General features: G+C 59.4%; 24 protein-coding genes. 12 read left to right on the forward strand and 12 right to left on the reverse strand.

The window, feature by feature from the left end; all coding sequences use genetic code 11:
* Positions 1–15: 15 nt before the first annotated feature.
* Positions 16–909, reverse strand: a complete 894-nt coding sequence (locus QD357_RS12125) for a LysR family transcriptional regulator (protein WP_414124379.1) — start codon at positions 907–909, stop codon at positions 16–18.
* 529 nt (positions 910–1,438) lie between these two features.
* On the opposite strand from QD357_RS12125, the gene odc2 reads away from it, so the two are divergent.
* Positions 1,439–2,572, forward strand: coding sequence for an ornithine/lysine decarboxylase (odc2, locus tag QD357_RS12130; protein ID WP_107109250.1), 1,134 nt, complete (start codon positions 1,439–1,441; stop codon positions 2,570–2,572).
* Positions 2,573–2,738: 166 nt separating this feature from the next.
* The gene (locus QD357_RS12135; RefSeq protein WP_107109249.1) at positions 2,739–3,329 is read left to right on the forward strand and encodes a GNAT family N-acetyltransferase; all 591 of its coding nucleotides are present in this window, start codon (positions 2,739–2,741) and stop codon (positions 3,327–3,329) included.
* Between the two features lie 92 nt (positions 3,330–3,421).
* On the opposite strand, the gene QD357_RS12140 is transcribed toward QD357_RS12135, so the two are convergent.
* The 8 genes from QD357_RS12140 to QD357_RS12175 form a co-directional block, all read right to left on the reverse strand.
* Complete coding sequence (locus tag QD357_RS12140) at positions 3,422–4,801, reverse strand: cytochrome-c peroxidase (RefSeq protein WP_107109248.1); 1,380 nt, start codon at positions 4,799–4,801, stop codon at positions 3,422–3,424.
* 22 nt (positions 4,802–4,823) lie between these two features.
* Positions 4,824–6,452 (reverse strand): phospholipase C, encoded by a 1,629-nt coding sequence (locus tag QD357_RS12145; protein ID WP_414124380.1) that lies wholly within the window; start codon positions 6,450–6,452, stop codon positions 4,824–4,826.
* Positions 6,453–6,935: 483 nt separating this feature from the next.
* Positions 6,936–7,751, reverse strand: coding sequence for a serine O-acetyltransferase (cysE, locus tag QD357_RS12150; protein ID WP_414124407.1), 816 nt, complete (start codon positions 7,749–7,751; stop codon positions 6,936–6,938).
* Positions 7,752–7,767: 16 nt separating this feature from the next.
* On the reverse strand, positions 7,768–8,757 hold the full coding sequence (locus QD357_RS12155; protein WP_107109246.1) for a WD40 repeat domain-containing protein: 990 nt from the start codon (positions 8,755–8,757) through the stop codon (positions 7,768–7,770).
* A complete protein-coding gene (locus QD357_RS12160; protein WP_107109245.1) occupies positions 8,757–9,860 on the reverse strand; it encodes a CobW family GTP-binding protein in 1,104 nt (367 codons plus the stop codon). The genes QD357_RS12155 and QD357_RS12160 overlap by 1 nt, the downstream gene beginning before the upstream one ends.
* A gap of 103 nt (positions 9,861–9,963) precedes the next feature.
* Positions 9,964–10,359, reverse strand: a complete 396-nt coding sequence (locus QD357_RS12165) for a type II toxin-antitoxin system VapC family toxin (RefSeq protein ID WP_107109244.1) — start codon at positions 10,357–10,359, stop codon at positions 9,964–9,966.
* On the reverse strand, positions 10,356–10,616 hold the full coding sequence (locus QD357_RS12170; protein ID WP_107109243.1) for a type II toxin-antitoxin system Phd/YefM family antitoxin: 261 nt from the start codon (positions 10,614–10,616) through the stop codon (positions 10,356–10,358). Before QD357_RS12170 ends, QD357_RS12165 begins: the two co-directional genes overlap by 4 nt.
* Positions 10,617–10,688: 72 nt before the next feature.
* Positions 10,689–11,480 (reverse strand): creatininase family protein, encoded by a 792-nt coding sequence (locus QD357_RS12175; RefSeq protein WP_107109242.1) that lies wholly within the window; start codon positions 11,478–11,480, stop codon positions 10,689–10,691.
* A gap of 86 nt (positions 11,481–11,566) precedes the next feature.
* On the opposite strand from QD357_RS12175, the gene QD357_RS12180 reads away from it, so the two are divergent.
* From QD357_RS12180 to QD357_RS12190, 3 genes are all read left to right on the forward strand, one after another.
* Positions 11,567–12,079 (forward strand): MarR family winged helix-turn-helix transcriptional regulator, encoded by a 513-nt coding sequence (locus tag QD357_RS12180; protein ID WP_107109241.1) that lies wholly within the window; start codon positions 11,567–11,569, stop codon positions 12,077–12,079.
* Positions 12,080–12,199: 120 nt separating this feature from the next.
* Complete coding sequence (locus tag QD357_RS12185) at positions 12,200–13,222, forward strand: LacI family DNA-binding transcriptional regulator (RefSeq protein WP_107109240.1); 1,023 nt, start codon at positions 12,200–12,202, stop codon at positions 13,220–13,222.
* Between the two features lie 30 nt (positions 13,223–13,252).
* Positions 13,253–14,221, forward strand: a complete 969-nt coding sequence (locus QD357_RS12190; protein WP_107109239.1) for a 2-hydroxyacid dehydrogenase — start codon at positions 13,253–13,255, stop codon at positions 14,219–14,221.
* Here QD357_RS12190 and QD357_RS12195 read toward each other — a convergent pair whose 3' ends face one another.
* The gene (locus QD357_RS12195; protein ID WP_414124381.1) at positions 14,222–15,010 is read right to left on the reverse strand and encodes a gamma-glutamyl-gamma-aminobutyrate hydrolase family protein; all 789 of its coding nucleotides are present in this window, start codon (positions 15,008–15,010) and stop codon (positions 14,222–14,224) included.
* 284 nt (positions 15,011–15,294) lie between these two features.
* Between QD357_RS12195 and QD357_RS12200 the strand changes: the two genes are divergently transcribed.
* The 7 genes from QD357_RS12200 (at position 15,295) to QD357_RS12230 (ending at position 23,541) form a co-directional block, all read left to right on the forward strand.
* Positions 15,295–16,401, forward strand: a complete 1,107-nt coding sequence (locus QD357_RS12200; protein ID WP_107109237.1) for a TRAP transporter substrate-binding protein — start codon at positions 15,295–15,297, stop codon at positions 16,399–16,401.
* A 230-nt stretch (positions 16,402–16,631) separates the two neighbouring features.
* Positions 16,632–18,935, forward strand: a complete 2,304-nt coding sequence (locus tag QD357_RS12205; RefSeq protein ID WP_107109236.1) for a putative bifunctional diguanylate cyclase/phosphodiesterase — start codon at positions 16,632–16,634, stop codon at positions 18,933–18,935.
* Positions 18,936–19,284: 349 nt separating this feature from the next.
* On the forward strand, positions 19,285–20,040 hold the full coding sequence (locus QD357_RS12210) for an N-acyl amino acid synthase FeeM domain-containing protein (RefSeq protein WP_107109235.1): 756 nt from the start codon (positions 19,285–19,287) through the stop codon (positions 20,038–20,040).
* A gap of 183 nt (positions 20,041–20,223) precedes the next feature.
* Positions 20,224–20,448, forward strand: a complete 225-nt coding sequence (locus QD357_RS12215) for an aa3-type cytochrome c oxidase subunit IV (protein WP_107109234.1) — start codon at positions 20,224–20,226, stop codon at positions 20,446–20,448.
* Positions 20,449–20,573: 125 nt separating this feature from the next.
* A complete protein-coding gene (locus tag QD357_RS12220) occupies positions 20,574–21,737 on the forward strand; it encodes a Re/Si-specific NAD(P)(+) transhydrogenase subunit alpha (protein ID WP_107109233.1) in 1,164 nt (387 codons plus the stop codon).
* Positions 21,738–22,136: an NAD(P) transhydrogenase subunit alpha gene (locus QD357_RS12225; RefSeq protein ID WP_107109232.1), complete on the forward strand. Its 399-nt coding sequence runs from the start codon at positions 21,738–21,740 to the stop codon at positions 22,134–22,136.
* Between the two features lie 10 nt (positions 22,137–22,146).
* Positions 22,147–23,541, forward strand: a complete 1,395-nt coding sequence (locus QD357_RS12230) for an NAD(P)(+) transhydrogenase (Re/Si-specific) subunit beta (protein WP_107109473.1) — start codon at positions 22,147–22,149, stop codon at positions 23,539–23,541.
* A 94-nt stretch (positions 23,542–23,635) separates the two neighbouring features.
* On the opposite strand, the gene QD357_RS12235 is transcribed toward QD357_RS12230, so the two are convergent.
* Together QD357_RS12235 and QD357_RS12240 are read right to left on the reverse strand one after the other, a co-directional pair.
* The gene (locus tag QD357_RS12235; RefSeq protein ID WP_107109231.1) at positions 23,636–24,118 is read right to left on the reverse strand and encodes a DUF992 domain-containing protein; all 483 of its coding nucleotides are present in this window, start codon (positions 24,116–24,118) and stop codon (positions 23,636–23,638) included.
* A 78-nt stretch (positions 24,119–24,196) separates the two neighbouring features.
* Positions 24,197–25,858: a sensor histidine kinase gene (locus QD357_RS12240; protein WP_107109230.1), complete on the reverse strand. Its 1,662-nt coding sequence runs from the start codon at positions 25,856–25,858 to the stop codon at positions 24,197–24,199.
* Between the last annotated feature and the right edge of the window lie 133 nt (positions 25,859–25,991).

Below are 25,991 nucleotides of genomic sequence, written 5' to 3' on the forward strand. Positions count from 1 at the left end.
CCAGGCTGAGGCGCTTCAGCCGTGCTTGCGGAACCAGTTATGCAGATAGTCGACAAAGATGCGCACCTTGGCCGGCAGGTAGCGGCGGTGCGGATAGACAGCGTAGATGCCGCGGTCGGTCGGAAGATAATCGTTGAACAGCGTCAGCAGTTGCCCGCTTTCGATCGCCTTGCGGCCGATGAAATCCGGAACGACGGCGATGCCGAGGCCGGCAAGCGCTGCTCGCAGCGTCGCATGCGGGCTATTAACTTCGAGCGTGCCGTTGATGGCGACGTTGAAGGCGGTGCTGTCGGCATCGACGAAACGAATATTGCCTTGCGAGCGAGTATTGGTGTCGATGATGAAAGGCACGCGGCTGAGATCGGCTGGACGTTCMAAGGCGGGGTGGCGGTCGAGGAAATCCTGCGTTGCGCAAAGATGGACGCGGAAGTCCGAGATCTTGCGGGCGATCATGCCGGAATCTTCGAGCTTGGTGATGCGCACGGCAACGTCAAAGCCTTCCTCGATCAGGTCGACGAAACGATCGTCGGCGGCGATTTCCAGCGCGAGCTCGKGGTTTTCCTTGGCGAAGTCGATTAGCGATTGTCCGACATCTGCATCGACGAAGGTGCGCGGCACGGAGACTCGCAGGCGGCCTTTGAGCTGCTGATTGCTCTCCCGCACGAGATCGGCGAGATTGTCAATCTCCTTAAGGATGTCGGAAGCGGTGCGATAATAGGTATGGCCGGCTTCCGTCATGGAGAATTGGCGCGTCGTGCGATTAAGCAGGAGAGCGCCAAGCTCGTCCTCGAGCTCTCGGACATATTTGGAAAGCAGTGCCTTGGAGCGTCCGGTTTTCCTGGCGGCCGCGGAAAAACCTTCGGCTTCGACCACGTCGATGAAGGCGCGAATCCGGGTCAAAGTGTCCATGGCGAAGCCCTCGTTAACTGTCGCAAGTTATTGAACAAAATGCGCCGATTTGTTCAATTATTTTTTTCGGGCATAGGCGAAAAAAATTCTTGATTATGTCGGCGAATATTCCTATTTCGGTTTCAGCCCAAAGTCGCACGTGCCCGTGGGTGTCCGCCGATCCTCGATGTGGTGAGAAAATCGGTAAGGTACCTGGAATTAACCCCTCCAGTCGCTATTCCGGCCAACCGGAAAATGCGAGGACATCTGAAGCAACGACGGTGCGGGCCTTTTTGTTCTCTCCCGGCTTTCCATCAGCCGGGGTTACTGAAGAGGCACACCTTCATTGCCGGAAGTGCGGTTGGGATTATCCCTCCAATCCATGGCAGACAAAGCGAATTAGCGCCGCTTGCGGCACTGGTTCATTATCCGCGCTTCGCGCATTTGCATGGTTCCGGGGTCTCCACCGGCTGGTACCTGAGCGAATGAGCGTCGCCCTTTGTCCTCTGGGTCTTTCTCCCGGAGCTTTTGGAATTGAAAGGGATTTGACATGACCACGCAACGTATTCGCGACTTTCTCGCTACCCGACGTCCGGACGGTCCCTGCCTAATCGTCGATCTCGATGTCGTTCGCGACAATTTTCACGCTTTCCGTCATGCCATGCCCGACAGCGCCATCTACTATGCTGTCAAGGCCAACCCGGCTCCGGAAGTGCTGCGCCTGCTCGCAAGCCTTGGCTCCAACTTCGATTGCGCGTCCGTCGCTGAAATCGAAATGGCGCTCGACGCTGGTGCGACGGCTGCCCGCATCTCCTTCGGCAACACGATCAAGAAGGAGCGCGATATCGCCCGTGCGCATGCACTCGGTATCAACCTCTTCGCCGTCGACAGCCATGAGGAAGTCGAGAAGATTTCCCGTGCCGCTCCCGGCGCCCGTGTGTTCTGCCGCGTCCTGACCGACGGTGAAGGCGCCGAATGGCCGCTTTCCCGCAAGTTCGGCTGCGTCCCGCAGATGGCTGTCGACGTTCTCGTCTACGCCCATCAGCTCGGTCTGCAATCCTACGGCGTGTCGTTCCATGTMGGCTCGCAGATGACCAAGGTCGATGCCTGGGATGCGGCTCTTGCCGATGCCAAGCGCGTCTTCGTCTCGCTCGCCAAGCAGGGTATCCACCTGCAGATGGTCAACATGGGCGGCGGTTTCCCGACCAAGTATCTGCGCGACGTTCCGTCGGCTGAAGCCTATGGCAAGGCGATCTTTGCTTCTCTGCGCGCTCATTTCGGCAACCAGATCCCGCACACGATCATCGAGCCGGGCCGCGGCATGATCGGCAATGCCGGCGTGATCAAGGCTGAAGTCGTCCTGATTTCGAAGAAGTCGGACAACGATGCCGCTCGCTGGGTCTTTCTCGACATCGGCAAGTTCGGCGGCCTCGCCGAAACCATGGACGAGGCGATCCGCTACCCGATCCGCACGGAGCGCGACGCCGACGAAATGGAAGCCTGCGTCATTGCCGGCCCGACCTGTGATTCGGCCGACGTGCTCTATGAAAAGAACCTCTATCCGCTGCCGGTGACGCTCACCATTGGCGACGAGGTCCTGATCGAAGGCACCGGTGCCTACACCACGACCTACTCGGCTGTGGCGTTCAACGGCTTCGATCCGCTGAAGGCCTATATCATCTAAGGCATGCATCCCGAAAAGTGCGAAGCGGTTTTCGGATAAGATCATGCCAAAGAGAAACCTCAGCTTAGCTGAGGTCTGATATCGCCGGCCCCGTAATCAGCCGGGGCGGCAAACTCACAATTCCCTTTAGCACCGCTGATAACGGTATTGGGCACGGGAGGCCGAGATGGCCGCTGTTCTTGATTCTGTACGCGCATTCTTTGCGCCTTCCACTTTCACCCTCGACCTGGAAAACGCAGGCGATGTCGTTGCGCGCGAAAATCTGCTGGATCGCGCCATGGGCGCGGAGCGCCGCAAGAAGTCGTCCGAAAAGTTGCGCCAGGGCCGCGTTCCGGCCGAAGGCCTGGCACTGGTCGCCCGCGATCGCGCCGGTCATGTCGTCGGCACGGTTCGCCTGTGGAACGTCGAGGCCGGTGTCGATCGCGAGACCCGTCCGGTCGATGCGCTGCTGCTCGGGCCGCTAGCGGTCGATCCCGCCTATGAAGGCAAGGGTATGGGTTCGGCGCTGATGCGCGCAGCCATCCTGGAAGCCAAGAAGCGCGGCCATGGTGCGATCCTGCTCGTCGGCGATGCGCCCTACTATGAGCGCTTCGGCTTCTTTGCCGCAAAGACCCGCCATCTTATCATGCCCGGCCCGTTCCAGCGCGAGCGTTTCCTTGCTCTTGAGCTCAAGGAAGGCTGGCTCGACAGCGCTGCCGGCATAATCGTCGCCAGCGGCCGCAAGCTTGCTCAGCCGCCGATCGCCAAGGCTGCGTAAGACAAACAAATAAAGCGGTTTGGCGATCCCGTGAGACGCTGAACTGCTCAAAAATCTCGATTCGCCTTCGCCCATCCTGAGCGGAGGCGTTTTTATTTGGCCGCCTTCACGCCGTCCTTCGCCGGATCGTAGCCGTCCGTCAGCGTTTTCAGAAATGCGACGACATCGGCGATTTCCGTATCGTTCAGAGCCGGGGCATTGCCGAGTTTGCGGTTCATGGGCGCGTCGATGACGTCGATATTGGCCTGATATTGTGCCGGCAGGTCGTTGTATTGCAGGATCTTGCCACTCGCATCCTTTGGATAGATCTCGGCCGGATTGGTATCGCGCTTGACGTAGAAGCGGGTGACATCCTCCAACGAGTGGTAGACGCCATTGTGGAAGAAGACGTGGCGGGCGGCGACATTGCGCAGCGTCGGGGTCTTGAAGAGCCCGCAATTCTGCGGCTGGGCCGAGTAGGTGTCGTTGCGCAGCGGGCCGCAGATGCCGGTATCGTAATAATGCGCGTCGGCATTGGCCGGAATGTCTGGATTGCGCGGTGTGCCAAGCGCCTCGAATTCGAAATCGGTGAAGTTCGGCATCTGGCCGTCGCCCGTCATCTTGTCGAGATGGCAGGAGGCGCAATTGCCCTTCTTGGGATCGTCGAACAGCTTCAGTCCGCGCATTTCAGCGTCCGAGAGCACCGCCTTGCCGCGCAGATAATAGTCGTATTTGCTCGAAAACGGATGGAAGGAGGGCTCTTCGATCTGATAGCGCGCCAGCGCAAAACCGACTTCGGCGATCGTCATATCCTGGTCGTTGAGGATATTGTTGCCGAAGAGGGCGCCAATGTCCTTGCCGTAGCTCTGTTTCAGCTTGGCATAGACGGTGGCAGCATCGGCATTGGCCATCTCGAAGGGCGAGATCATCGGCTGCAGCGCTTGTTCTTGCAGCGAATCGACCCGGCCGTCCCAGAACATGCCGCCCTGCGGCACCATATCCGGCGCATTCGAATCGGCCTTGACGACGGCCTGCGCAGTCAGCGGCCCCGCGACGGTGGCGGGGGTATTGGCGAGCGCCACGCCGGAGGCCTCAGTCATTGGTGCTGCTTCGGCTGCTTCGTCGGCAGCACTTTCCGCGCCGACGGAGAAGGAAGGCGTCAACATTTTGTAGGCGAGGCTCGGTACGGTGCGGATGCCCGGCTGGTCGAGATGCGGGCCGCCGAGCTGCACGGCGTGGTCATTAGCCGGCGCATAGTGGTTGTTGGGATCGTGGCAGGTCGCGCACGACATCTGGCCGCTCCTCGAGAGCGATGGATCGAAGAACAGCTTCTTGCCGAGCTGAGCAACGGCGCTCAGCGAAGCCGGATCGTCATAGGTATTTGCGGCGACGGCATTGGCGGCGGGTTCGCTCGCCAAGCCGATGGTCGCCCCCGCGAGCGAGACGCTCGCGAGTGCGATCAGGGGAAGGAAATGGTGCTTCTTCAAGGACATCGTCCATCCCCTCGTTCTTGGCTTAGGAAGCGCTGTTGCCGGTCTTCGTGTCGAGGATCAACTTCTGCGCATCGCCCTTCGACCAATCGAACATGTTGTTCAGCGAGCCGGAAATCGCATCGAACGAGCCGCCACCGAGGCGTTCGCCGGCCATCCAGTTGTCTTCAATGAAGCGCATGACGGAGGTCTGGTCGGTCAAGGTGTGGTCGACGAAGTTGACCTTGGAGTAGGGCGAGATCACCAGCAGCGGCTGGCGCGTGCCGTAGCCGCAGCGGCCCTGGGCCGGCTGTCCGTTGACGCCCGGCAGCGGCGTACCGGTGGAGCAACCGTCGCCGTTCAGCACGTCATAACCCTTGACGCCAATCTTCGACGGATTGACGACAGCGTGGGCGTGGTCATACCAGCCGTCGGAATCGTCGTAGAGCACGATGATGGCAGTGTCCTTCCAATCCGGCGAATTCTGAACGGTATTGACCACCTGGGTCACGAATTCCTGCTCGTCGAGCGGATCGGAATAGCCGGCATGACCGTCCTGATAGGCAGGTGCCTTCAGGAAGCTGACGGTCGGCATGTTGCCGTTCTTCAGCGCCGCATAGAAGTCCGTCATGTCGTACTGGTGGTTGGCCGCATCAGTGCTGCCGATCGCAGCAACCGAGGACGGACGCGCATGCGTCGGGTTTGCGGTCGAGGCGTAGTACTGGAACGGCTGGTGATGCGGGATATAGTCAACGCTGTTGACCTGGGTGACTGTCGAGGTCGTTGCGCGTTTGCAGCCCGTCGTGCCGTCGGCATTGGTCACCGTCAGATCGAAGCCGCCTTCGAAGAAGCCCCAGGTGATGTTGTGTTCGTTCAGCATGTCGCCGATGTTCTTGCCGTACATCAGCCCCGTCTGGCCGACCGAGCAGACGTCGCCAGTCGGATCGAAGTCGCTGATGACAGTCCAGCCGCCATTGCCGTCAGGCACGATACGGCCCTTGGAATAGGTGCCGTCCTTCTCCAGCGTATAGCCGGGCGGCAGGATGGCGCCGTTGGTCTGGCCGGAGATGAGGTTCAGCGCGCCGGGGGTCGACGGGCCGAAATTGGTGGAGAAGGAATTGTCGTTCAGGGCATAGTGCTGAGCGTAGTTCCAGAGCGCCGTGACGGTGTTGCCGTCATAATAGCCCATGACCTGGCCCTTGGTGCCGAAAGCGCCGGCAGCACCCTTGGTGCCCCTGCCGGTATTGGCCGGGAACAGGTCCATCGCGAAGTTGTTGTAAGCGGCTTGCTCGGCGGTATAGCCGTGGTTCTGCGACTGGGTTGCTGCCTGCGTGCGATCGAGGCGGAAAGGAGCGGCAGCATCGGCGCMGTTCGCCGCATTCGTCTTGTTTGGATTGTTGTCGAGAAGACCGGCATTGGCGAGCGTGTTGATATCGGTCGGCGTGTTATCCGCGGCCTTGAATGCCGGCTCACCATCGACGTTTGCGGCCTTGGGGTAGGTCGCGAAATAATGGTCGAAGGAAACGTTTTCCTGGAAGACGACGACCAGATGCTTGATCGGCATCGCGGTATTGGTTGGCGGGGCCTTATCGGCAGCGCCGGCGGTGGAACAGAGCGAAATCAGGGTAAGCGCGCTGCCGGCGGCAAGGGCGGCGCGACGCGAAAGACGGATCATTGTCATATCCTCTCGAGTGGGGGTCCGTGCCTCGACGCTTAAAATGCGCCGCGCCGAGGCGGAAAGAACCATTTCGAGCTATCAACGGAGCATGACAGTTCCATGAAGGATAGGGCGAGGGGATTCCGCTTTTGTCGAACATGGCGGCGGGCGACAAAAGGCTGATTCTGCAGCGAGGGCCAATGACCAACGGAGAGCGCCCGTCGGGAAACGCGGCGATGCTACCTTATGTCACGGGCTAAAGGTGAGCTCCTTCATCCGCCCTCGTGGTTCGAGACGGCCCTATGGGCCTCCTCACCATGAGGGCTCCTCCTCCCGCTCCGCCGCTCAAGCAGCTCAGTGCTTGAGACAGAGAAAGCCATTTGATTTTCAAATACTGGCGCTCATTCCGTCCTCATGGTGAGGTGCACTGACGCCGGAGCGTAGCGATGGCGGCAGGGCCTCGAACCACGAGGGTCGGCCACGAGGCCGCGGCGCGTTCAACTAGATGTTCTGATCCATCGTCTCGGCCGGAATTTCGTCGGCGCGGTGGATGCGGACGACCGTGGCTGGTACGCCGGCGACGGTGCAATGGGCCGGAACCGGCTTCACCACGACGCTACCAGCCGCAACCTTGCTGAAGGCGCCGACTTCAATGTTGCCGAGGATTTTTGCGCCGGCGCCGATCATGACGCCGTGGCGGATCTTCKGATGCCGGTCGCCGGTTTCCTTGCCGGTGCCTCCGAGCGTGACATTCTGCAGAATGGAGACTTCATCTTCGATGACGGCAGTCTCGCCGATGACGATGCCGGAACCGTGATCGAGCATGATGGACGAGCCGATCCTTGCCGCCGGATGAATATCCGGGCCGAAGACCAGCGAGGCCAGGTTGGAAAGCCAACTGGCGATTTCCGGCCGGCCTTCCGTCCAGAGCGCATGGGCGATGCGATGGGTCTGCAGGGCGTGGAACCCCTTGAGGTTCAACAGCGCATGCAAATAGGTCGTGCAGGCGGGATCGCGGGTACGGACGGCGACGAGGTCGGCCTCCGTTGCCTGCAGGATCGCGATATGCCGCGTCAGCACCTCATGAAACAAGGCGAAGAGATCGTCGGTTTCGATCTTGGCGACGGAAAGCCGGGCGACCAACACATTGGCGAGGCTTTCGGCATCCGACTGCGTTGCGATGATCTGCGCCGCGAGCAGCGGGCGCAGGGTCGGTTCGCGGCCGGCGAGATCGGCGGCCTCGTGGCGGATCACGTCCCATACGCTGCCGGCTAGGGCAGCGCGATGTTCGGCGATTGCCGTTCCTGTCTGGGACATGGCCATGTCTTTCTCGTCAAGCGGAAACGTCAACCACGCCGCAATCGCCGGCCTCGGAGGCAAAGGCGAGCAGCTTGCCGGATTTGCTCCAGCTCATGGAGGTGATCGCACCTTTGCCTGGGCGGCGCAAGAGCGCTTCCTTGGAGTCGCCGATGCGCACCGCAAGGATCATGCCGTCAATGAAGCCGATCGCCAGGATGTCTTCCACCGGATGAAACTTGACCGACGTCGCCATGATGTTGCCACGGGTGCCGAGTTCCAGCGGTGCCTTGCCCATCGGGCCATCTTTGCCCTGAAACGGCCAGACGATTGCCGCCGGTGCGCCGGAGGAGGCGAGCCACTTGCCCTTGTTGGACCAGGAGAGCGATTTCACCTTGGCGGGATAGCCGGTCATGCGCATGTGCCGGGCTTCGGCGCCGGGCTTCGCGTCCATCTTCCAGCCGTGAAGGGCGTTTTCCTGCATGCTGGTGACGACGAATTGACCGTCGGGAGAGAAGGTGACGCCGGTATGGGCGCCCTTCCACTCCAGATTGACCGGCTGCGCGGCCATGCCGACCCAATGCAGCGACACGCCGTTATAGCGCGCGACAGCGATACGCAGGCCCTTCGGCGCGAAGGCGATGCCTTCGACGGTGCGCTCCTCGGTAAATTCCTTGATGGAGCCATCTGCCAGCCGCACGAAGCTGCTTTTCCCGTAGGCGTAGGCAACAGCGCCCTGCGGACCGGCGGCGACCTGGGTGATCCATTTGCGCGGAGCTTCGGCAAGCACGGTAACGCCACCATCCGCGGCAATCCGGAGAACCTTGCCRTCCTCACCGCCGGAAATCAGGCTGTCGCTGTGGGGATCGCGAATGCAGGTGAGCATGCCCTGATGGGCTTCGGTCACCTTCTCGCCGCCTTCCAGGCGATGAATCGCGCCGGCGGCGCTGGCGAAGAAGGGGGTATCACCTAAAAATTCGACGGCCAGAACGTGGCCGTCGATATCAAGCGGAGCAACAGTCGGCATCAGGCGGCCGCCTCGCAGGCCTTGAAGCTGTTTTCCAGCTTTTCCCGGTCGAGTTCGCGGCCGATGAAGACCAGGCGGCTCTCATGCTTTTCGCCATCCTTCCAAGGGCGCTGGTGATCACCTTCGATGATCATGTGCACGCCCTGGACAACATAGCGCTCCGCATCTCCCTTGAAGGCGATAATGCCCTTGAGGCGCAGAATGTTCGGGCCGTCCGTTTGCGTGACCTTCTGGATCCAGGGGAAGAAGCGCTCCGGGTTCATCTCACCGCCGCGCAACGAGACCGACTGTACGGTCACGTCGTGTATTGGCGACGGGGCGTGGTGATGGTGGTCGTGATCATGATCATGGTGGTGATGATCGTGATCGTGATCGTGGTCATGATGATGGTGATCATGGTCGTGATGATCGCAATCCGGGCCGCAGACATGATCGTCATGGCCGTGCTCGAGGAAATGTGGATCGTTTTCCAGTGCGCGCTCGAGGTTGAAGGCGCCCTGGTTCAGAACGCGGGCGAGATCGACGCCGGAGCGAGTGGTCTTGTAGACGCGGGCGGCCGGGTTGATGGCGCGGACGATGTCTTCGATCTGAGCCAGCTCTTCCGCAGAGACGAGATCGGACTTGTTGATGACGACCACATCGGCAAAGGCGATCTGGTCTTCCGCCTCGCGGCTGTCCTTCAGGCGCAACGGCAGATGCTTGGCATCGACAAGGGCAACGACGGCATCGAGTTCGGTCTTGGCGCGCACATCGTCATCCATGAAGAAGGTCTGAGCGACGGGAACCGGATCAGCAAGGCCGGTGGTTTCAACGATGATGCCGTCGAAACGGCCGGGACGGCGCATCAAGCCCTCAACGACGCGGATCAGGTCTCCACGCACCGTGCAACAGACGCAGCCATTGTTCATCTCGTAGATTTCTTCGTCGGATTCCACGATCAGATCATTGTCGATGCCGATCTCGCCGAACTCATTGACGATGACGGCATATTTCTTGCCGTGGTTTTCGGAGAGGATACGGTTCAGCAGCGTCGTCTTGCCGGCGCCGAGATAGCCGGTCAGGACGGTGACAGGAATGGGCTTCTGCGTGGCTGTTTCGGTCATGGGAGCCTCGAAATACGGGAATTTGCCCCGGAGAGCGGAAAGTGATCGGGTTCCATATAAGGAGTTGGCGGCGCCAGTTCAAAGGCTTTTGTATGTTATAAGATCACATTAGGTTTGGGGCGGCTGGTTCGATGTCGGTCTGAGAGAAATCATTTCCGACGAAGAGAAGAGGGCAGTCATATTCCTTGGCGGTGGCGTAGGCGAAGCAATCGCCGTAGTTAAGGCCAGCGGGATGGATGCCTTTGCCCCAACGTGAATATGCATCTGCGGCCCGCTCCGCACGTTCCGACGTAACCTCGATGATCTCTAAGGCGGGAGATGTCAAAAGCTCCCGCATTTGCTTCTCGAAGCCGCGCCGCGTCGCTACAATGAGCGCTTCGAGCATTGTTCCAGCGGAGATGAGAATACGATTCTCATTTTGAAATACCACCTCGCAAGCGGCGGCATGCAATTCATTTGCAAGCATTGCGACAAGGGCTGACGTGTCAACAACGATCACTTGGGCAAGCCGTATTCATCGTAGAGGAAATCTTGGCTTCTGGCGGCATCGGGGCCTGGAGGGAGGTCTTTTTTCCTGACTTCCTCTTGTAATCTCTTGATAAGATTTTCTTTTTCTTCAGAAGTCATGGGCTTTTTCATCGGCTGTATGCGCGCAGCCGGCAGGCCGTCCTGCGTCAGCACGATTTCTTCGCCTTGCTTGGCAAGGCGGACCAATTCTTTGAGTTGGCCCTCAGCATCATCGAGGGAAATACGCATGTCCGCCTCCCGGTGGAGAAAGGGAATTCATCAATAAGATGATGGATTGTACCACTTGATACAAGTGATCGGCTATCTCCACGGCTCCACATCGAACCGATCGACATCCCTCAACAACTCCACTAGGCCCTTCACGGCATGGGCGATCAGCCGTTCGCCTTTCTCGGCCGTCGCAACACTCGCATTGCCGGCCACGCCTTGCACATTCAGATCCGACATCCTCCAGCCGAAGGCATGGGGGCCATAGGCGCGCAGATGTTTGAAGCGCTTGATGAAATCGGATTGCCGGGAAGGAAAATCCGCAGCTTTGGTCACGTCGACTTTCTCCGGGTGGAGCGCGAGCATGACCGAGGTCTCGATATCGCCGCCGTGGATATCGATGGCCTTGTCCTCTGGCGCAATCAACCCTTCCGGCACGCCGAAGCGCGTCCAACTGGTCGCGACGGCCAGCATTCCGAAGCGCAGGCGCGCTTCCGTCGCCACGATGGTCATCAGGGGTGAGTTGCCGCCATGGGCGTTCAACATGACGAATTTGCGGATGCCGAGGTGGTGCATGTTTTCGGCAATACCAAGCCATCGGTTGACAGCTTCGTCGAAGGCGAGTGTCTTGGTGCCGGTAATATCCATGTGCTCGATGGAGTAACCGATTGGCTCCACGGGCAAAAAAGTGACGGGCAAATCGGCTGGCAGCGCCGTCTTCAGGCGGGCGACGATGCCTGCCGCAATCAAGGTGTCGGTCTCGAAAGGCAGGTGGGGGCCGTGTTGTTCATGGGCGCCAAGCGGCAGGACGGCGATCCAGTTTGCCCGGTCCACTGGCGTCAGCGTCCTATCATTGTCATCGAAACGCGCCATAGGCTGTGCCATCTGCAGATGTGCCTCTTGTTTATGTCAATAAGCTGCGCAATGTCATATCGTGATGCTGCAGCGGCGGAAAGATCAACGGAATCACGATGGGTAAGAAGAACAAAGACGGGAAAAAAAGTAAGTCGGGTAAGAAGAAGGACCACGGCGACTACACGCTTGCCGATTTGTCGCCCGCGTTGACGCAGGCGGCACGGTCCATGCGCACGGTTCTGACGCGCAACCTGACGGCAAGCGGCCTTTACGCGGGCCAGGATGGCGTCATCCTCGCGCTGGCGGAGAGCGATGGCCTGCCGGCAGGGACGCTCGCGCAGAAGCTCGGCGTCAAGGCGCCGACCATGACCCGCACGATCGGGCGCATGGAAGCGCAGGGCTTCGTCGAGCGGCGGCCCGATGCCGCGGACGCCCGGTTGACAAAGGTCTATCTCACAGAGGCCGGGCGCAACAGCGTGACAGAGATCACCAGTTCGGCGGCGGTTTGCGATGAACTCGCCACACGCGGTTTTTCGGAGAAGGATGTCCGTTCGCTCGTGCGCCTGTTGAAGGCGATCGATGGCAATCTTCAGGCCGGCGACCATGAGGAAGATGATGGGGAATTCTAAGAATCCTAAAGGATTCGAGTTGCGCGGCGCGATTTAAGCTTTTAATTAAAGTTTTTAAATTCCGGAATCGTGAGACGCCGGGATCATATATTTGGCTGCGTTTCACGGGGAGGGGAGCGCATGGCGCAAAAGATAAAGCTTTCGACCATTGCAGAAACGCTGGGTATTTCAACGGCGACGGTATCTCTTGCCTTACGCGACAGCCCGCTGGTGGCGGTGAATACGCGTGAGAAGATCAAGGATCAGGCGCGCACGCTCGGCTATATCTATAACCGCCGCGCGGCGAGCCTCAGGACATCGCGATCCGGGATCATCGGCGTCGTCGTCCACGACATCATGAACCCGTTCTACGGGGAGATTCTGAAGGCGATCGAGAGCGAACTCGACCGCAGCCGCCATACGTTCATTCTCTCCAATCACTATGATTCGGTCGAGAAGCAGCGGACCTTCGTCGAAACCCTGCTGCAGCTCGGAGGCGATGGCATCATCATGTCGCCGGCAATCGGCACGCCGCCGGAAGATTTCGATCTGGCGGAGGAAAACGGCATGCCGGCCATCCTTGTCGCCCGTTCGATGGAGGGGCTGGATCTGCCGACCTTTCGCGGGGACGACAGCTACGGCATTTCGCTCGCAACGAATCACCTGATCAGCCTCGGTCACCGCACCATCGCGATGATCGGCGGCACGGACCAGACCTCCACCGGCCGTGATCGCTATCAGGGCTATGTGAACGCTCTGCGCAAGGCAGGCATCGAGGTCGATCCCAATCTGCGTATTCCCGGCGCTCGCTCCAAGCAGGGCGGTTTCGAGGCGGCGGTCCATCTCCTGTCATTGCCGCAGAAGCCGACGGCAGCCGTCTGCTGGAACGATCTCGTGGCCATTGGTTTGATGAACGGCATCTCCCGCGCTGGCCTCGTGCCGGGCAAGGATATTTCGGTTACCGGCTATGACGATCTGGAAGAGGCGGCGATCGCGACGCCGGCGCTGACGACGGTGTGGAACGGCCAGGCGGAGGTCGGAAGGCTTGCGGCGCGCGCGCTTTTGGATAGGTTGGCGGGCAGCCATGAGCCGGATGGTATTCATCTCATMAAGCCCGAAATGCGCATCCGTCAATCGACATCTCCMTACCAGGCGCGCCAATAGCGCCGAACCGCATCTTCAAGAGGAAAGATCATGTCCGATAATCGCGTCGCCGTCCTCGTTCCGGGGAAGATACACCCGCGTGTTCTCGAAACGCTCAACGGCCGCTTCGATATCGTCGCGCTCGATCGCAGCGAGAGCCCGAGGGTCGATGCGGAAACGGCGGCGCGTGTGCGTGGCGTAGCGGTGTCGGGTGGCTTCGATGCCGTCTGGATGGATGCCTTCCCCAATATCGAAGTCATCGCCAATTTCGGCGTCGGCTATGACGGCATCGATGTCCGCCATGCGGCTTCGAAGGGCATCGTGGTTACCAACACGCCCGATGTGCTCAACGATGAGGTGGCCGATACGGCGATTGCCTTGCTGCTGAACACGCTGCGGCAGTTTCCGCAAGCGGAAACCTGGCTGCGTGAGGGTCGCTGGGTGAAGGAAGGGCCTTTTCCGCTCTCGCCTTTCTCCCTGAAGGGGCGTCGCGTCGGCATCTACGGTCTCGGCCGGATCGGCCTGGAGATCGCCAGACGGCTGGAGCCGTTCAAGGTGAAGATCGGCTATCACACGCGCTCGCCGCGCGACTCCTTGCCTTACGACTACTATCCGACCCTGAAGGAGATGGCACAATCGGTGGATACGCTGATCTCCATCGTGCCGAAGACGCCGGAAACGCACAAGGTCATCAATGCCGAGATCCTGTCGGCGCTCGGACCGCAGGGCGTGTTCATCAATGTCGGGCGCGGCTGGTCGGTGGATGACGATGCGCTGATCGCAGCCCTGCGGAACGGCACGCTTGGCGCTGCCGGCCTTGATGTTTTCTACGATGAGCCATACGTCCCTGCTGCCTATCTCTCGCTGCCGAATATCTCGCTGCTACCGCATGTGGCATCCGCCTCGGTGCCGACGCGCAACGCGATGGCAGATCTCGTGGCGGACAATATCATCGCATGGTTCGGCAAGGGCGCCGCGCTGACCCCGGTACCGGAGACCCCGGTGAAATCGAAGGCTTGATCAAATCGCTTGCTGGTGGCGAGGGGCGGCCAAAGGCTGCTCCTTGCTCGCCGCATAATCGCGCACGGCATCGCCGAAGGCGACAAACAGCTTGCGTGAAGGCGAATCGGTTTCCGCCCAATATTCCGGATGCCACTGCACGCCGACGGCGAAGGCCTTGGCGTCGATGACCGAGACGGCTTCGATCGTGCCGTCTTCGGCGACGGCTTCCACCTGCAGCCGCGGCGCCGTTTCGGCGATCGCCTGACGGTGCAGCGAGTTTACGCGCACTTCGCCGGGGCCGACGACGCGGGCGATGCAGGAACCTTCCTTGACGAACACGCTTTGGCGGATCGAATACATCGTGTCGCGATCGACATTCGGCGGTTTGCGGTGATCCCAGATGCCCGGCTGCTCCTGGATTTCGCTGGCGAGCGTGCCGCCCAGCGCGACGTTCAGCTCCTGGATGCCGCGGCAGATGGCGAGCATCGGGATGGCACGATCGATGGCACGGCGAATGAGTGGCAGCGACGTGGCGTCGCGGGCCGGATCAAAAGGACCGTCGCTCTCGCGCGCTTCCATGCTGTAGAGCGAGGGGTGCACGTTGCTGGCGKAGCCGGAGACGAGCAGGCCGTCGACTCGGTCGAGAATGGCGTMGATATCGTTGCCGTCTTCCATCGCCGGGACGATCAGTGCCATCAGGCCCGCAGCTTTGACGGCTGCCCGGATGTATTGCTGCTGCACCGCATGCCAAGTCACGCCATCGAATTCGCGGATATCGGCAGGAATGGCGACGATCGGTCTGGGCATGCAAGGCTCCGGAGAAGTGCAAAACTATCGGGGTTAGTTGAGACCCCGGCATGAATATGGTGTCAATGCCGGGGCGGGTCAAATCTAAGCGAAGAGCGACGCTTCAGCAACGCGGACTGGTTGCGAAGAGGCTTTGTTTCCGTTCGTCATGACGATGTACAGGAATCGCCATAATGCAGTGCAAAAGCAACCTTGAAAGACAAACCACGGCGTGATTAGCTCCATCACTTGCGCCATATCGGGAGAGCATGTTTCCCGCAATGCCATCTGTACGGGAGGTTTCGATGGATCGCCGTTCGTTCATCAGGCGGGCCGGAGCGGTTGGCGCGGGCGCGGCCGCCTCGGCGCTCGCCAGTCCCGCTGTGGCTCAGGAATATCCGAAGATCACCTGGAAGATGACCTCTTCCTTTCCGAAGAGCCTGGATACGATCTATGGCGGCGCGGAGGACATCGCCACGCATGTTTCGGAAGCGACGGGCGGCAATTTCGTCATCCAGACCTATGAAGCGGGCGAGATCGTGCCCGGCGCGCAGGCGGCCGACGCGGTGAGCGCCGGGACGGTCGATGCCGCCCACACCTGTTCCTATTATTTCTGGACCAAGGACCCGACCTATGCCATCGGCACGGCTCTGCCGTTCGGCCTTAATGCCCGGCTCTCCAATGCTTGGTTCTACCAGGGCAACGGCAACAAGCTGATGAACGAGTTTTACGCCACGCAGGGCATTTTCGGCCTGCCGGCCGGCAATACCGGCGTGCAGATGGGCGGTTGGTTCCGCAAGGAAATCAATACGCTGGACGATCTCAAGGGCCAGAAGATGCGCATTGCTGGCCTGGCCGGAAAGGTCATCGAAAAGATCGGCGTCGTGCCGCAACAGGATATCCCGATCAATGACGTATTTGCCGCGCTCGACAAAGGTACGATCGATGCGGTGGAGTGGGTCGGCCCTTATGACGATCTGAAACTCGGTTTCCAGAAGATCGCCAAATATTATTACTATCCCGGATGGTGGGAAGGGGGTGCCGTCGTGCACGCCTTCTTCAATCTGGAAAAATGGAACGCGCTGCCGAAGAATTATCAGGCGATCCTCGCGGATGCTTGCTCCTTTGCCAACACCAACATGCTGGCGAAATACGATGTGAAAAATCCGCAGGCGTTGAAGGAGATCGTCAAGCAGGGCGTGACGTTGCGCCCGTTCAGCCAGGAAATTCTCGAGGCGTGTTTCCAGGCGGCTATGGGAATCTATGCTGATCTCTCGAAATCGAACAATTATTTCAAGCGGATCTATGATGATCAGGTTGCTTACAAGAAGGATGCCTATCTCTGGATGCAACTTTCCGAATACACTTTCGATACCTTCATGATGATCCAGCAGAGGGCGGGCAAACTTTGACCGGTCGCGCCCCTATTTTCAGTGATTTGTGTTTTAGCAATTGATGATTGAAGAAATATAGTCTGAGTAGAATCAGTTTTAACCGATTGCACGAATACGATGCAAAATATCACTCAAAATTAGTGTAAGTAACCGAGATGATTAGAAAATCCGTCCAGATACCCACTATTTGGGCAATCAAATTTTAAAAAGTTTCAACTAGAGTGCCTGCCGCATCAGGGGAACTCTGAATGAAGCCTCAAAGCCCGGACACGGTACCGACAGATGTTTATCTGTCGTTCGTAAGTTCGCTTTTCGGAAACCGTAAAACGTTGTTTACGGGTGTGTTCGTTCACGTCCTCACGTATGTCATCGTGTTCTTGAGCACGGATGCGAGCATCTATCTCGGTCTCTGTCTCGCCTTTATCGCCGTTTTCGCTTTCCGCATGTATTCCTTCTGGCAGTTTGACGCCGCCAATAAGCATGCCTTTTCGCGCGCCGATATCGCGCGTTGGGAAACGCGCTATGTGCTCGGCGCCGCAGGGACGGCAGGTATTCTCGGCATCGGTAGCGGCTACGCGATCCTGATCGTCCAGGATCCGTTGGCGGAGTTCATCTGTATCGCTGTGACCATGGCATCGATGGTGTCGATCGTCGGCCGCAATTATGGTTCGCAGAAGGCGATCGACCTGCAGACCATGGCCTGCTGCCTGCCGATCATCATCGCTTGCCTGATGTCGGAGCAGCTTTACAAGTCCATCGTCTCCATCATGCTCGTGCCCTTCGGGTTGACGACGCGTTCGATGGCCAATGGCGTGCGCGAATTTCTCTATAAGAATGTCATCGCTTCGCGTGAGATATCGTTGATTGCCGACCGGTTCGACACGGCGCTCAACAATATGACGCACGGCTTGTTCATGCTGGATGCCGACAATCGCATCCTGGTGGTGAACCGCAAAGCCTGCGAGCTTTTGAATCTGGCGCATCAGGAGCAGCTCCGGGACTGCGAATTCGACGTCGTGCTGCGCTATGGCGCCCGCCATGCCTTCATCGACGGCTCGCTGCCCGGCCTGATCCAGCGGCAGATGGCGCAGCTCGTCAGCGGCTCGATATCGCGCACCCTCATTCAGTTCAATGAGGATCTGTTTCTGGAGTTTTCGGCAAGCCGCCGCGCCGACGGCATTGTCATTCTGATTTTCGAGGACGTGACGCCGCGCATTCGCGCCGAGCGCAAGATCCTGCATATGGTGCGCTTCGACCCACTGACCGGCCTGCCGAACCGCGAATATTTCGTTGACCTCGTAAAGGAAAAGCTGGCCGCTCGCACCCGCGAGAGCCAGATTGGTCTTCTGGTTCTCGATGTGGACGACTTTAAGCACGTCAATGATACCAAGGGGCATTTTATCGGTGATCGGCTGCTGGTCGCCATAGCCGCGCGGCTGAAGGAAAGGGCGGGAGATATGGCGCTTTCCGCTCGCCTCGTCGGGGATCAATTTGTCTTGTTTTTCCCGAATGAGGATGGCGAGCCGGATCTGGATAGCCGCATTCGTGCGCTGCACGCCGCCATGGCCGGTCTCTACGATGTCGACCGCAATAGTTTCCGCGTTTCCTTCAGCGGTGGCTATGTGACCATGTCGAGCCGCGATTTCCGTCCGGAGGAGTGGCGGATCAAGGCCGATCTGGCGCTGTTCGAAACCAAGTCGCGAATGAAGGGTGGATGCTCTGCCTTCGAGGAGGAAATGGATGCGCGCTACGTTGAGCGGCAGAAGCTGAAAGAGGATCTGCGCGAGGCCATCGAGGGCGGCAAGCTGCATGCCGTCTATCAGCCGATGTTCGCGCCGGATGGCAGCCGCATCGATTGCTGCGAAGCTCTGTCGCGGTGGGTACATCCGGAAAAAGGCTCGATTCCACCGAACGTCTTCGTGCAGATCGCCGAGGAAATGGGCATCGTGACTGGCATCACCCGCTTCATGCTCAATCAGGCCTGCCGAGACTGCGCCACCTGGCCGGAGTCGATCTCGGTCTCGGTCAATCTCTCGGCACAGGACCTACGCAGCAACGACATCGTCACCATGGTCATGGAAGCGCTCGATGCATCGGGGCTGGACCCGTCGCGGCTGCATCTGGAAGTCACCGAAAGCTGCTTGATGGATGAAATTGCGATCGTGCGGTCCATTCTCGTCGACCTGCGTACCAGGGGCATCACCATCGCCATCGATGATTTCGGCACCGGCTTCTCCAGTCTCAGCTATCTCGATACGTTGCCGGTGGATATCGTCAAGATCGACCGCTCTTTCGTCCGCGACATCACCACGGACAGCCGCCGTTTCAAGCTCCTGTGCGGCATCGCCGATCTTTCACGGGCTCTCAGCCTGGAAATCGTTATCGAGGGCGTGGAGACGCCGGAGCAGCTATCGCTCATTGAACAGTATGATCTGGCCGACATCGTCCAGGGCTACGTGTTTTCAGTTCCTGTGCCGCGGGATAGCATCGTCGAAATGGTGGACAATATCGGCCGCCACCAGCCGGCCATCCGGCAGGATAATGTGGCTTAGGCCTCGCCAAGCCGGCCAATCGCGAACGTTCTTCGTATTTGCCGCGGCCGTCGCGCCGAACTCATTCTTTCCAGCATAACCCCACCCGCCTCAGTGGTACGCAGGCATTTCCGCGACCGATACTTCCTTGCCTACCGTAACGATAGGCTCTTCCCAGCAAAATGGGAGGAGTGGCCAGCGAATCTACAATAATTAATAAATAAGAATTTGTGAATATTCGAATCTATACCGGTATCTGTAGTCAAAAAATTAACCTTAACGAACAAATAATTAATAAAAATTGAATCTAATATTGATCAATTTTTTGATTAATACCAATAATGGTCCGTTAAAATTACGGATAGCGAACATGTCTTATATGAGTACTTTGCAAAATAGCTTCGCCGGCAAGCTAATGGAGGTGCTTGATCACGTTGAATACCGCCGGATAGAGAGCAGCGAGGACATGGAGGATGTCGCCCGCCTGCGTTACAAGGCCTACAAAGCGCGTGAGGTTTTGCCGGTTGCGGCCAAGACCATGATCGACGAGATCGATTTCGACGAGCAGGCCTACGTTTTCGGCGTTTACTACTACGAAGAGCTGGTGAGCACGGTGCGAATACACCATGTCACGCCGGATCATCGCGTTTGCCAGTCGACCGGCATTTTTCCCGATGAAATTCATGCCTTTCTCGATGCCGGCATGACGCTGATCGATCCGGCGCGTTTCGCCATCGATCCCGAGTTCGAGCTTGAAATGCCGGCTCTGCCTTATCTGACGCTCAGACCGGCAATCGTCGGCGCCATCTATTTTGACACCGACCGCGTCATGCAGCATATCCGCCCAGCGCATGCCGCCTTCTACAAACGTGTCTTCTATGCCGATACTATCGTGCCGCCACGCATGACGGAGACCTATGGTTTCGAACTGACGCTGCTTGCTTCGCGGTCGAAGGAGATTCGCGGCAAGTTGATGGAACGATACCCATTCTTCGATTCGGAACCTTATGAGCGGCGGATGATGTTCTCCCGCGATGCTGAAGGTGGCACGCATCCCCTCACTGTTCTGCCGACGGCGCGAATGGCTGCAGGCGGCCGTGCCGCCGCTCGGCAGCAATTCGGCTAAGCCTTCTTGAGCCTCTGCGGCGTTCTCGTGCATTGCATTTTTCGCCGCTTTGTGTAACGCCTCGATTGAGGAAATTTGGCTGCGGTGTTTCGTAGAGATTCACCGCAGCTTTCGAGGCTGAACTCCAGTCGACCGGCGATTGCAAAAGCAGGTCGGGGGAGCGGATTGAGGGGAGATTTTTGAATGGCCGAACATCATACCGGACCGGTCGAGACGGGTGCTCCGATGGATTACAGGGAGCACGACAAGACCTACCATGGGTTTCTTTTCGTCGCCAGGGTCGGATCGGCGATCATCGCCGCGCTTTTGATAGCGATGGCGGCCGGTTTCTTCGGTCATGCCGGCTTCCTCGGCGGTCTGCTTATTTTCGGCGTTCTATCATTCATTGGCTCCATACTCGTGCGCTGATATTCCAGCGCGCTGATCGATGCAGGGCCGTCCGGCCCGCGCCTTCCCCGGAATGCTAGCCTGGTTCTGCAGGCTATTGCGCTGCTGTATTCAGCGGCGCTGTCGTTTGACGCGAGGTGGTATCGTTGGGCAATCTGGTTTTTGTCGCCAAAGAGACCGTGGCGGATGAGACGCGTGTTGCCGCGTCCATCGAAACGGTGAAGAAAATGAGAGGCCTTGGCTTTGACATTGTGGTCGAAGCGGGTGCCGGCGCTTTGTCGCGCATTCCGGACGGTGAATACGAAGCCATCGGCGCGCGGATCGGCTCCGTTCACGATGCAGCCCAGGCTGATGTCATTCTCAAGGTGCGCCGGCCGACCGGCGGGGAGATTGCCGGTTACAAGAGCGGCGCGATCGTTATCGCCATCATGGATCCCTATGGCAACGAAGCGGCGCTCGCCGACATGGCGCGAGCCGGGCTGACGAGCTTCGCCATGGAGTTGATGCCGCGCATCACCCGTGCGCAGTCGATGGACGTGCTGTCATCGCAGGCCAATCTTGCCGGTTATCAGGCCGTGATCGAGGCCGCCGCGGTTTATGATCGGGCTTTGCCGATGATGATGACGGCGGCCGGAACAGTGCCGGCGGCGAAGGTCTTCGTCATGGGTGCGGGCGTCGCCGGCCTGCAGGCGATCGCCACCGCGAGGCGATTGGGTGCACAGGTATCGGCCACCGACGTCCGTCCTGCGGCCAAGGAGCAGGTCGCCTCGCTCGGCGCGAAATTCGTTGCCGTCGAGGATGAAGAGTTCAAGGCGGCGGAAACGGCCGGCGGCTATGCCAAGGAGATGTCGAAAGACTATCAGGCCAAGCAGGCGGCCCTCGTTGCCGAACATATCTCCAAGCAGGATATCGTCATCACTACGGCCTTGATTCCCGGCCGCCCGGCGCCACGGCTCGTCAGCCGCGAGATGCTGAAGGCGATGCGCCCCGGCGCAGTCGCCGTCGATCTCGCCGTCGAACGTGGCGGCAATATCGAGGGTGTCGGATTCGGAACCGTGTCCGATGTCGAGGGCGTCAAGGTGATCGGATATCCCAATCTGGCGGGCCGCATTCCGGCGAGCGCGTCTGCACTCTATGCCAAGAACCTCGTCACCTTCCTGGAAACGATGGTCGACAAGAATAGCAAGAGCCTCGGGCTTAACCGGGCCGACGAGCTGATCAAGGCGACGATGCTGACGGATGCGGGCGAAGTTGTGCATCCGAACTTCGTCGACCCGGATCAGCCGACGGTCAACAAGGGAGATCTCTAGATGGCCAGCCAAGCAATGGATCAGGCGCTCCAGCAATTGAATGACGCCATCAGCGCCGTGAGGACCGCGGCTGCGCAGGCGCCGGAATCCGTCAGCGCCATCTCCGGCGGCGCGATCGATCCCTTCGTATTCGAATTGGCGATCTTCGCATTGGCGATCTTCGTCGGCTATTACGTGGTGTGGTCGGTCACTCCCGCCCTGCATACGCCGCTGATGGCTGTGACGAATGCCATTTCTTCGGTCATCGTCGTCGGTGCGCTTCTGGCGGTCGGCATTTCCGCCAGTGGGCTTGCCACCGGTTTCGGCTTCGTGGCGCTGGTGCTCGTCTCGGTCAATATTGTCGGCGGCTTCCTTGTTACCCAGCGCATGCTGGCGATGTACAAGAAGAAAGACAAGTGAGGACGGCATGCTGAGCAATATCGCTGCCTTCCTCTATCTCGTTTCCGGCGTGCTCTTCATCCTGGCGCTGCGCGGCCTGTCGCATCCGGCCACAAGCCGCCGCGGCAATCTCTACGGCATGGCCGGCATGGGTATCGCCATTGCCACGACGCTGGTTCTCGCCACACCCTCCTTCGGCGGCTTCGTGCTCATCATCCTCGGCCTCGCCATTGGTGGTGGGGCAGGGGCCTATATCGCCCGCGTCATTCCGATGACTTCGATGCCGCAGCTCGTCGCCGGTTTCCATTCGCTGGTCGGTCTGGCCGCCGTTCTGGTCGCCGCTGCGGCACTCTATACGCCGTCATCCTTCGGCATAGGCGCGATCGGCTCGATCCATCACGAGGCTCGCGTCGAAATGGCGATTGGCGTCGCGATCGGCGCGCTAACCTTCACCGGCTCTATCATCGCCTTCCTGAAGCTCGACGGCCGCATGTCCGGCAAGCCGATCCTGTTGCCCAACCGGCATATCATCAACGCCGTGTTGCTGGCGCTAATTGTGTTCTTCATCGTCGGCCTTGGTGTCAGCGAAAGCCACTTCGATTTCTGGGCGATCGTCGCCCTGGCTCTCGCGCTCGGCGTATTGCTGATCGTGCCGATCGGCGGCGCCGATATGCCCGTCGTCGTATCGATGCTGAATTCCTATTCCGGCTGGGCGGCGGCCGGGATCGGCTTCACACTCGGCAATCTGGCACTGATCATCACCGGTGCTTTGGTTGGCTCGTCGGGCGCGATCCTCAGCTATATCATGTGCAAGGGCATGAACCGCTCCTTCGTCTCCGTCATTCTCGGCGGCTTTGGCGGGGAGACGGCTTCCAGTGGCGCCGATAACAGCGACAAGACGGTGAAGCTCGGCTCGGCTGAGGACGCTGCTTACTTGATGGCCAATGCATCGAAAGTCATCATCGTGCCAGGGTATGGCATGGCGGTGGCGCAGGCCCAACATGCGCTGCGCGAAATGGCCGACAAGCTGAAGGCGAACGGCGTCGACGTGAAATACGCCATTCATCCCGTCGCCGGCCGTATGCCGGGCCATATGAATGTGCTGCTGGCCGAGGCCAATGTTCCTTATGACGAAGTCTTCGAGCTGGAAGATATCAATTCGGAATTTGCCCAGGCCGATGTCGCCTATGTCATCGGTGCCAACGACGTCACCAATCCGGCCGCACGCGACGACAAGACGTCACCGATCTACGGCATGCCGATCCTTGATGTCGACAAAGCCAAGACCTGCCTCTTCGTCAAACGTTCTCTCGGCTCCGGTTATGCCGGCATCGACAACACGCTGTTCTATAAGGACGGCACGATGATGCTGCTCGGTGACGCCAAAAAGGTCACCGAGGAGATCGTCAAGGCGATGAATGGGTGACTCCCGTCTCCCTAACAAGGGAGATGCAGGGCACGGGAGGCTACGAAGGCGCTGCATGTGGGCGATCTGCAAGAATCGCCCTTACTTTACCTTCTCAAATCGACGCAGGTGCCAGGGTCATCTTCTCAACGCCAACGGCGACGTTGACGCCTTCCTGGGCCTGGACGTTGAGGGGCTGCAGCATGAAGGCTCTGTTGGTGCCGCCGGCGATAACCTTGGCGCCGCCACCGGCGGCAAAGCTGGCATCGGCGCCAACGCCGTAATATTCGCCGGCCAGCGCGATATCGGTGAATGGTGTGCCGGTCTTGGCGAGCACAGCCCATATCATGACGCTGCGGCCGGTAACGCCGAGATCGACACCGTATTTCTGGATCATGCCGGCATAACGCGCATTCGGTCCGCCGCCGCTCGGTTCAAACGTACACATCAGGTTTTTCTGGGACATGATGATCATGCCCGTCGATCCCTTCGACGTGCAGGTGAGCGTGCCGAGAGTGGAATAGTCTGCGGAGGCCGCAGGCGCAGCCCATACGGCAGCGGACAGCGCTGCGGACGCTAGAATAATGTGTTTCAGCATGGTCGTTCTCCTTTGGATTGACCAATGATGAAACTGGAACGGCTCCTGTGGTTGAAATGTTCCGGAAGGGGCTGTGGGCTATGCCCGCTCTCGTTCGCGCTCCATGGTGCTGCGCAGTGCGTTCAGCACCCAGATGAGGCCTGTCGAACGGAAGTCGATCTCGACGCTGCCGCTGAAGGCAGCGGCCGCATGCGCCTTGGTGACGGTCGTGCCGAAGCCCGTAATTGACGGCGTCTTGACGATCGGGCCGCCGCTTTCCGTCCAGGTGAGCCGGATCATTTGTCCGATCTCGCCGTCTGCGGTCGTCCATTCGATGGTGATTTTTCCTTCGGGAGCGGAGAGCGCGCCGTATTTCACCGAATTCGTCGCCAGCTCGTGCAGGATCAGGCCGAGATTCTGCACGGCTTCCGGCTTGAGCAGGAAATCCCTGCCCTTGATATCGAGTTGTTGCGGCCCCTGGAGGAAGGTGGCCAGATGAATGTCGATCACCCGCCGTAGCGACACGCCGGACCATTGTTCGCTGGTCAGGACTTCGATCGAGCGCGCCAGCCCTTCCAGCCGGTCGGCGACCGCGCGTTGAAAGGTGTCGACGCTGTCGGTTTGCCGGGCGAGCTGACGGGTCATCGCCTGGGCGAGTGCCAGCAGGTTCTTGGTGCGATGAACAAGTTCATGCATGACGAAATGCAGCCGGTCCTCGGTTTCGCTGCGATCGAAGGATGCGTTGGAAAGCGCGATGGCCATCTGATTGGCCTCGATGACACTGGTTTCGATCGGCGAAACGATCTCGCCCCGGCCCATGCGGTCTGCCATATCGGCGATATCCTGGATGGTGGTGCGCACTTGACGGGCCAGTGCATAGACCGCAATCAGCGCGATCAACAGAAGCGTGACGCCACCATAGATCAGGAAGCGCCAGGTGCTCATCAGCGAAGCCTGCGCCGGGGCAATCGGCCCCCAGACAACGGCCTTCCACGACCAGCCGGGAATTTGTGCATAGCCGAGCAGCGAGTGCGGCAGGACTTTCTCATCCTGATAGACGCCGCTTGAGGCAATTAGTTTCGCCAGGATATCCTTGTTGAATGGATCGCCAGGGGAATGATTGGCGGGGCCGCTGGCGGCAACGATATGGCCGGAACTGTCGATGACCGCAGCCGACCAGCCCGGCGCGAGGGCATCGGTCGTCACGAGTTTGGCGAGTTCATCGGCATCCTGTGTCATGGCCAGGGCCGCACCGGCCGGAGAATGATAGAGCGGCAGGGTGACGTTGTAGACCCAGCGATGGATGACCGATCCGATAAAGACGTCCGAAGCCTCGATGCGGCCTGAATCGAGGGCCGATTGCAAGGCGGCCATATTGCCAGTCTTGCCGAGCGGCTTGCTGAGCGGCCAGCGCGTGTTCAGCCGCATCTGACCGTCCTTGTCCAGAAGCAGGACGAAAAGCGAATCGGTGCGCAGCACCGTCTCTGTCCGGTCGAAGAAGGTGGCGATATCGTTGCGTTCCAGCTCCGGCGAGGAGGAGAGCAGTCGCAGGGTCGTCGCCATGTCCTGCAATTGCCGGTCGATGGTACGCGCCAGTGCCTGGGCGTCCTGAACCGTATCGCGCTTCAGCACATCGCGCTCGTTGCTTTCGAGCTGGACCAGCAGCAATGCCACGAAAGCCAGAATCGGCAAAGCAATCGCCAGTGCTATGGCGATCAGGTAAGCCCCAATCGAAGCCTTCGGGAAACGCGGCTTATTCATAGTGCGATCAACCGATCGGATCACCATAGGAATAAAAAGCGTCCACCCACGCGGGAATATTGGTCTTGATCACCATGTCGAGCGCCCCCATGCTTTTACCCGAGCAGCATGCTCTCGAAAGGGCCATGTTAGG

Origin of the sequence: Rhizobium sp. BR 317 (assembly GCF_047445835.1) — a bacterium.
GTDB classification, from domain to species: Bacteria; Pseudomonadota; Alphaproteobacteria; order Rhizobiales; family Rhizobiaceae; genus Rhizobium; species Rhizobium paranaense.

What these genes read in the sequence shown, in the direction of transcription:
- QD357_RS12135 (WP_107109249.1), top strand. Translation starts at nt 2,739, where the DNA reads ATGGCCGCTGTTCTTGATTCTGTACGCGCATTCTTTGCGCCTTCCACT.
- QD357_RS12140 (WP_107109248.1), bottom strand. Translation starts at nt 4,801, where the DNA reads ATGTCCTTGAAGAAGCACCATTTCCTTCCCCTGATCGCACTCGCGAGC.
- QD357_RS12160 (WP_107109245.1), bottom strand. Translation starts at nt 9,860, where the DNA reads ATGACCGAAACAGCCACGCAGAAGCCCATTCCTGTCACCGTCCTGACC.
- QD357_RS12170 (WP_107109243.1), bottom strand. Translation starts at nt 10,616, where the DNA reads ATGCGTATTTCCCTCGATGATGCTGAGGGCCAACTCAAAGAATTGGTC.
- QD357_RS12175 (WP_107109242.1), bottom strand. Translation starts at nt 11,480, where the DNA reads ATGGCACAGCCTATGGCGCGTTTCGATGACAATGATAGGACGCTGACG.
- QD357_RS12180 (WP_107109241.1), top strand. Translation starts at nt 11,567, where the DNA reads ATGGGTAAGAAGAACAAAGACGGGAAAAAAAGTAAGTCGGGTAAGAAG.
- QD357_RS12190 (WP_107109239.1), top strand. Translation starts at nt 13,253, where the DNA reads ATGTCCGATAATCGCGTCGCCGTCCTCGTTCCGGGGAAGATACACCCG.
- QD357_RS12200 (WP_107109237.1), top strand. Translation starts at nt 15,295, where the DNA reads ATGGATCGCCGTTCGTTCATCAGGCGGGCCGGAGCGGTTGGCGCGGGC.
- QD357_RS12205 (WP_107109236.1), top strand. Translation starts at nt 16,632, where the DNA reads ATGAAGCCTCAAAGCCCGGACACGGTACCGACAGATGTTTATCTGTCG.
- QD357_RS12210 (WP_107109235.1), top strand. Translation starts at nt 19,285, where the DNA reads ATGTCTTATATGAGTACTTTGCAAAATAGCTTCGCCGGCAAGCTAATG.
- QD357_RS12215 (WP_107109234.1), top strand. Translation starts at nt 20,224, where the DNA reads ATGGCCGAACATCATACCGGACCGGTCGAGACGGGTGCTCCGATGGAT.
- QD357_RS12225 (WP_107109232.1), top strand. Translation starts at nt 21,738, where the DNA reads ATGGCCAGCCAAGCAATGGATCAGGCGCTCCAGCAATTGAATGACGCC.
- QD357_RS12235 (WP_107109231.1), bottom strand. Translation starts at nt 24,118, where the DNA reads ATGCTGAAACACATTATTCTAGCGTCCGCAGCGCTGTCCGCTGCCGTA.
- QD357_RS12240 (WP_107109230.1), bottom strand. Translation starts at nt 25,858, where the DNA reads ATGAATAAGCCGCGTTTCCCGAAGGCTTCGATTGGGGCTTACCTGATC.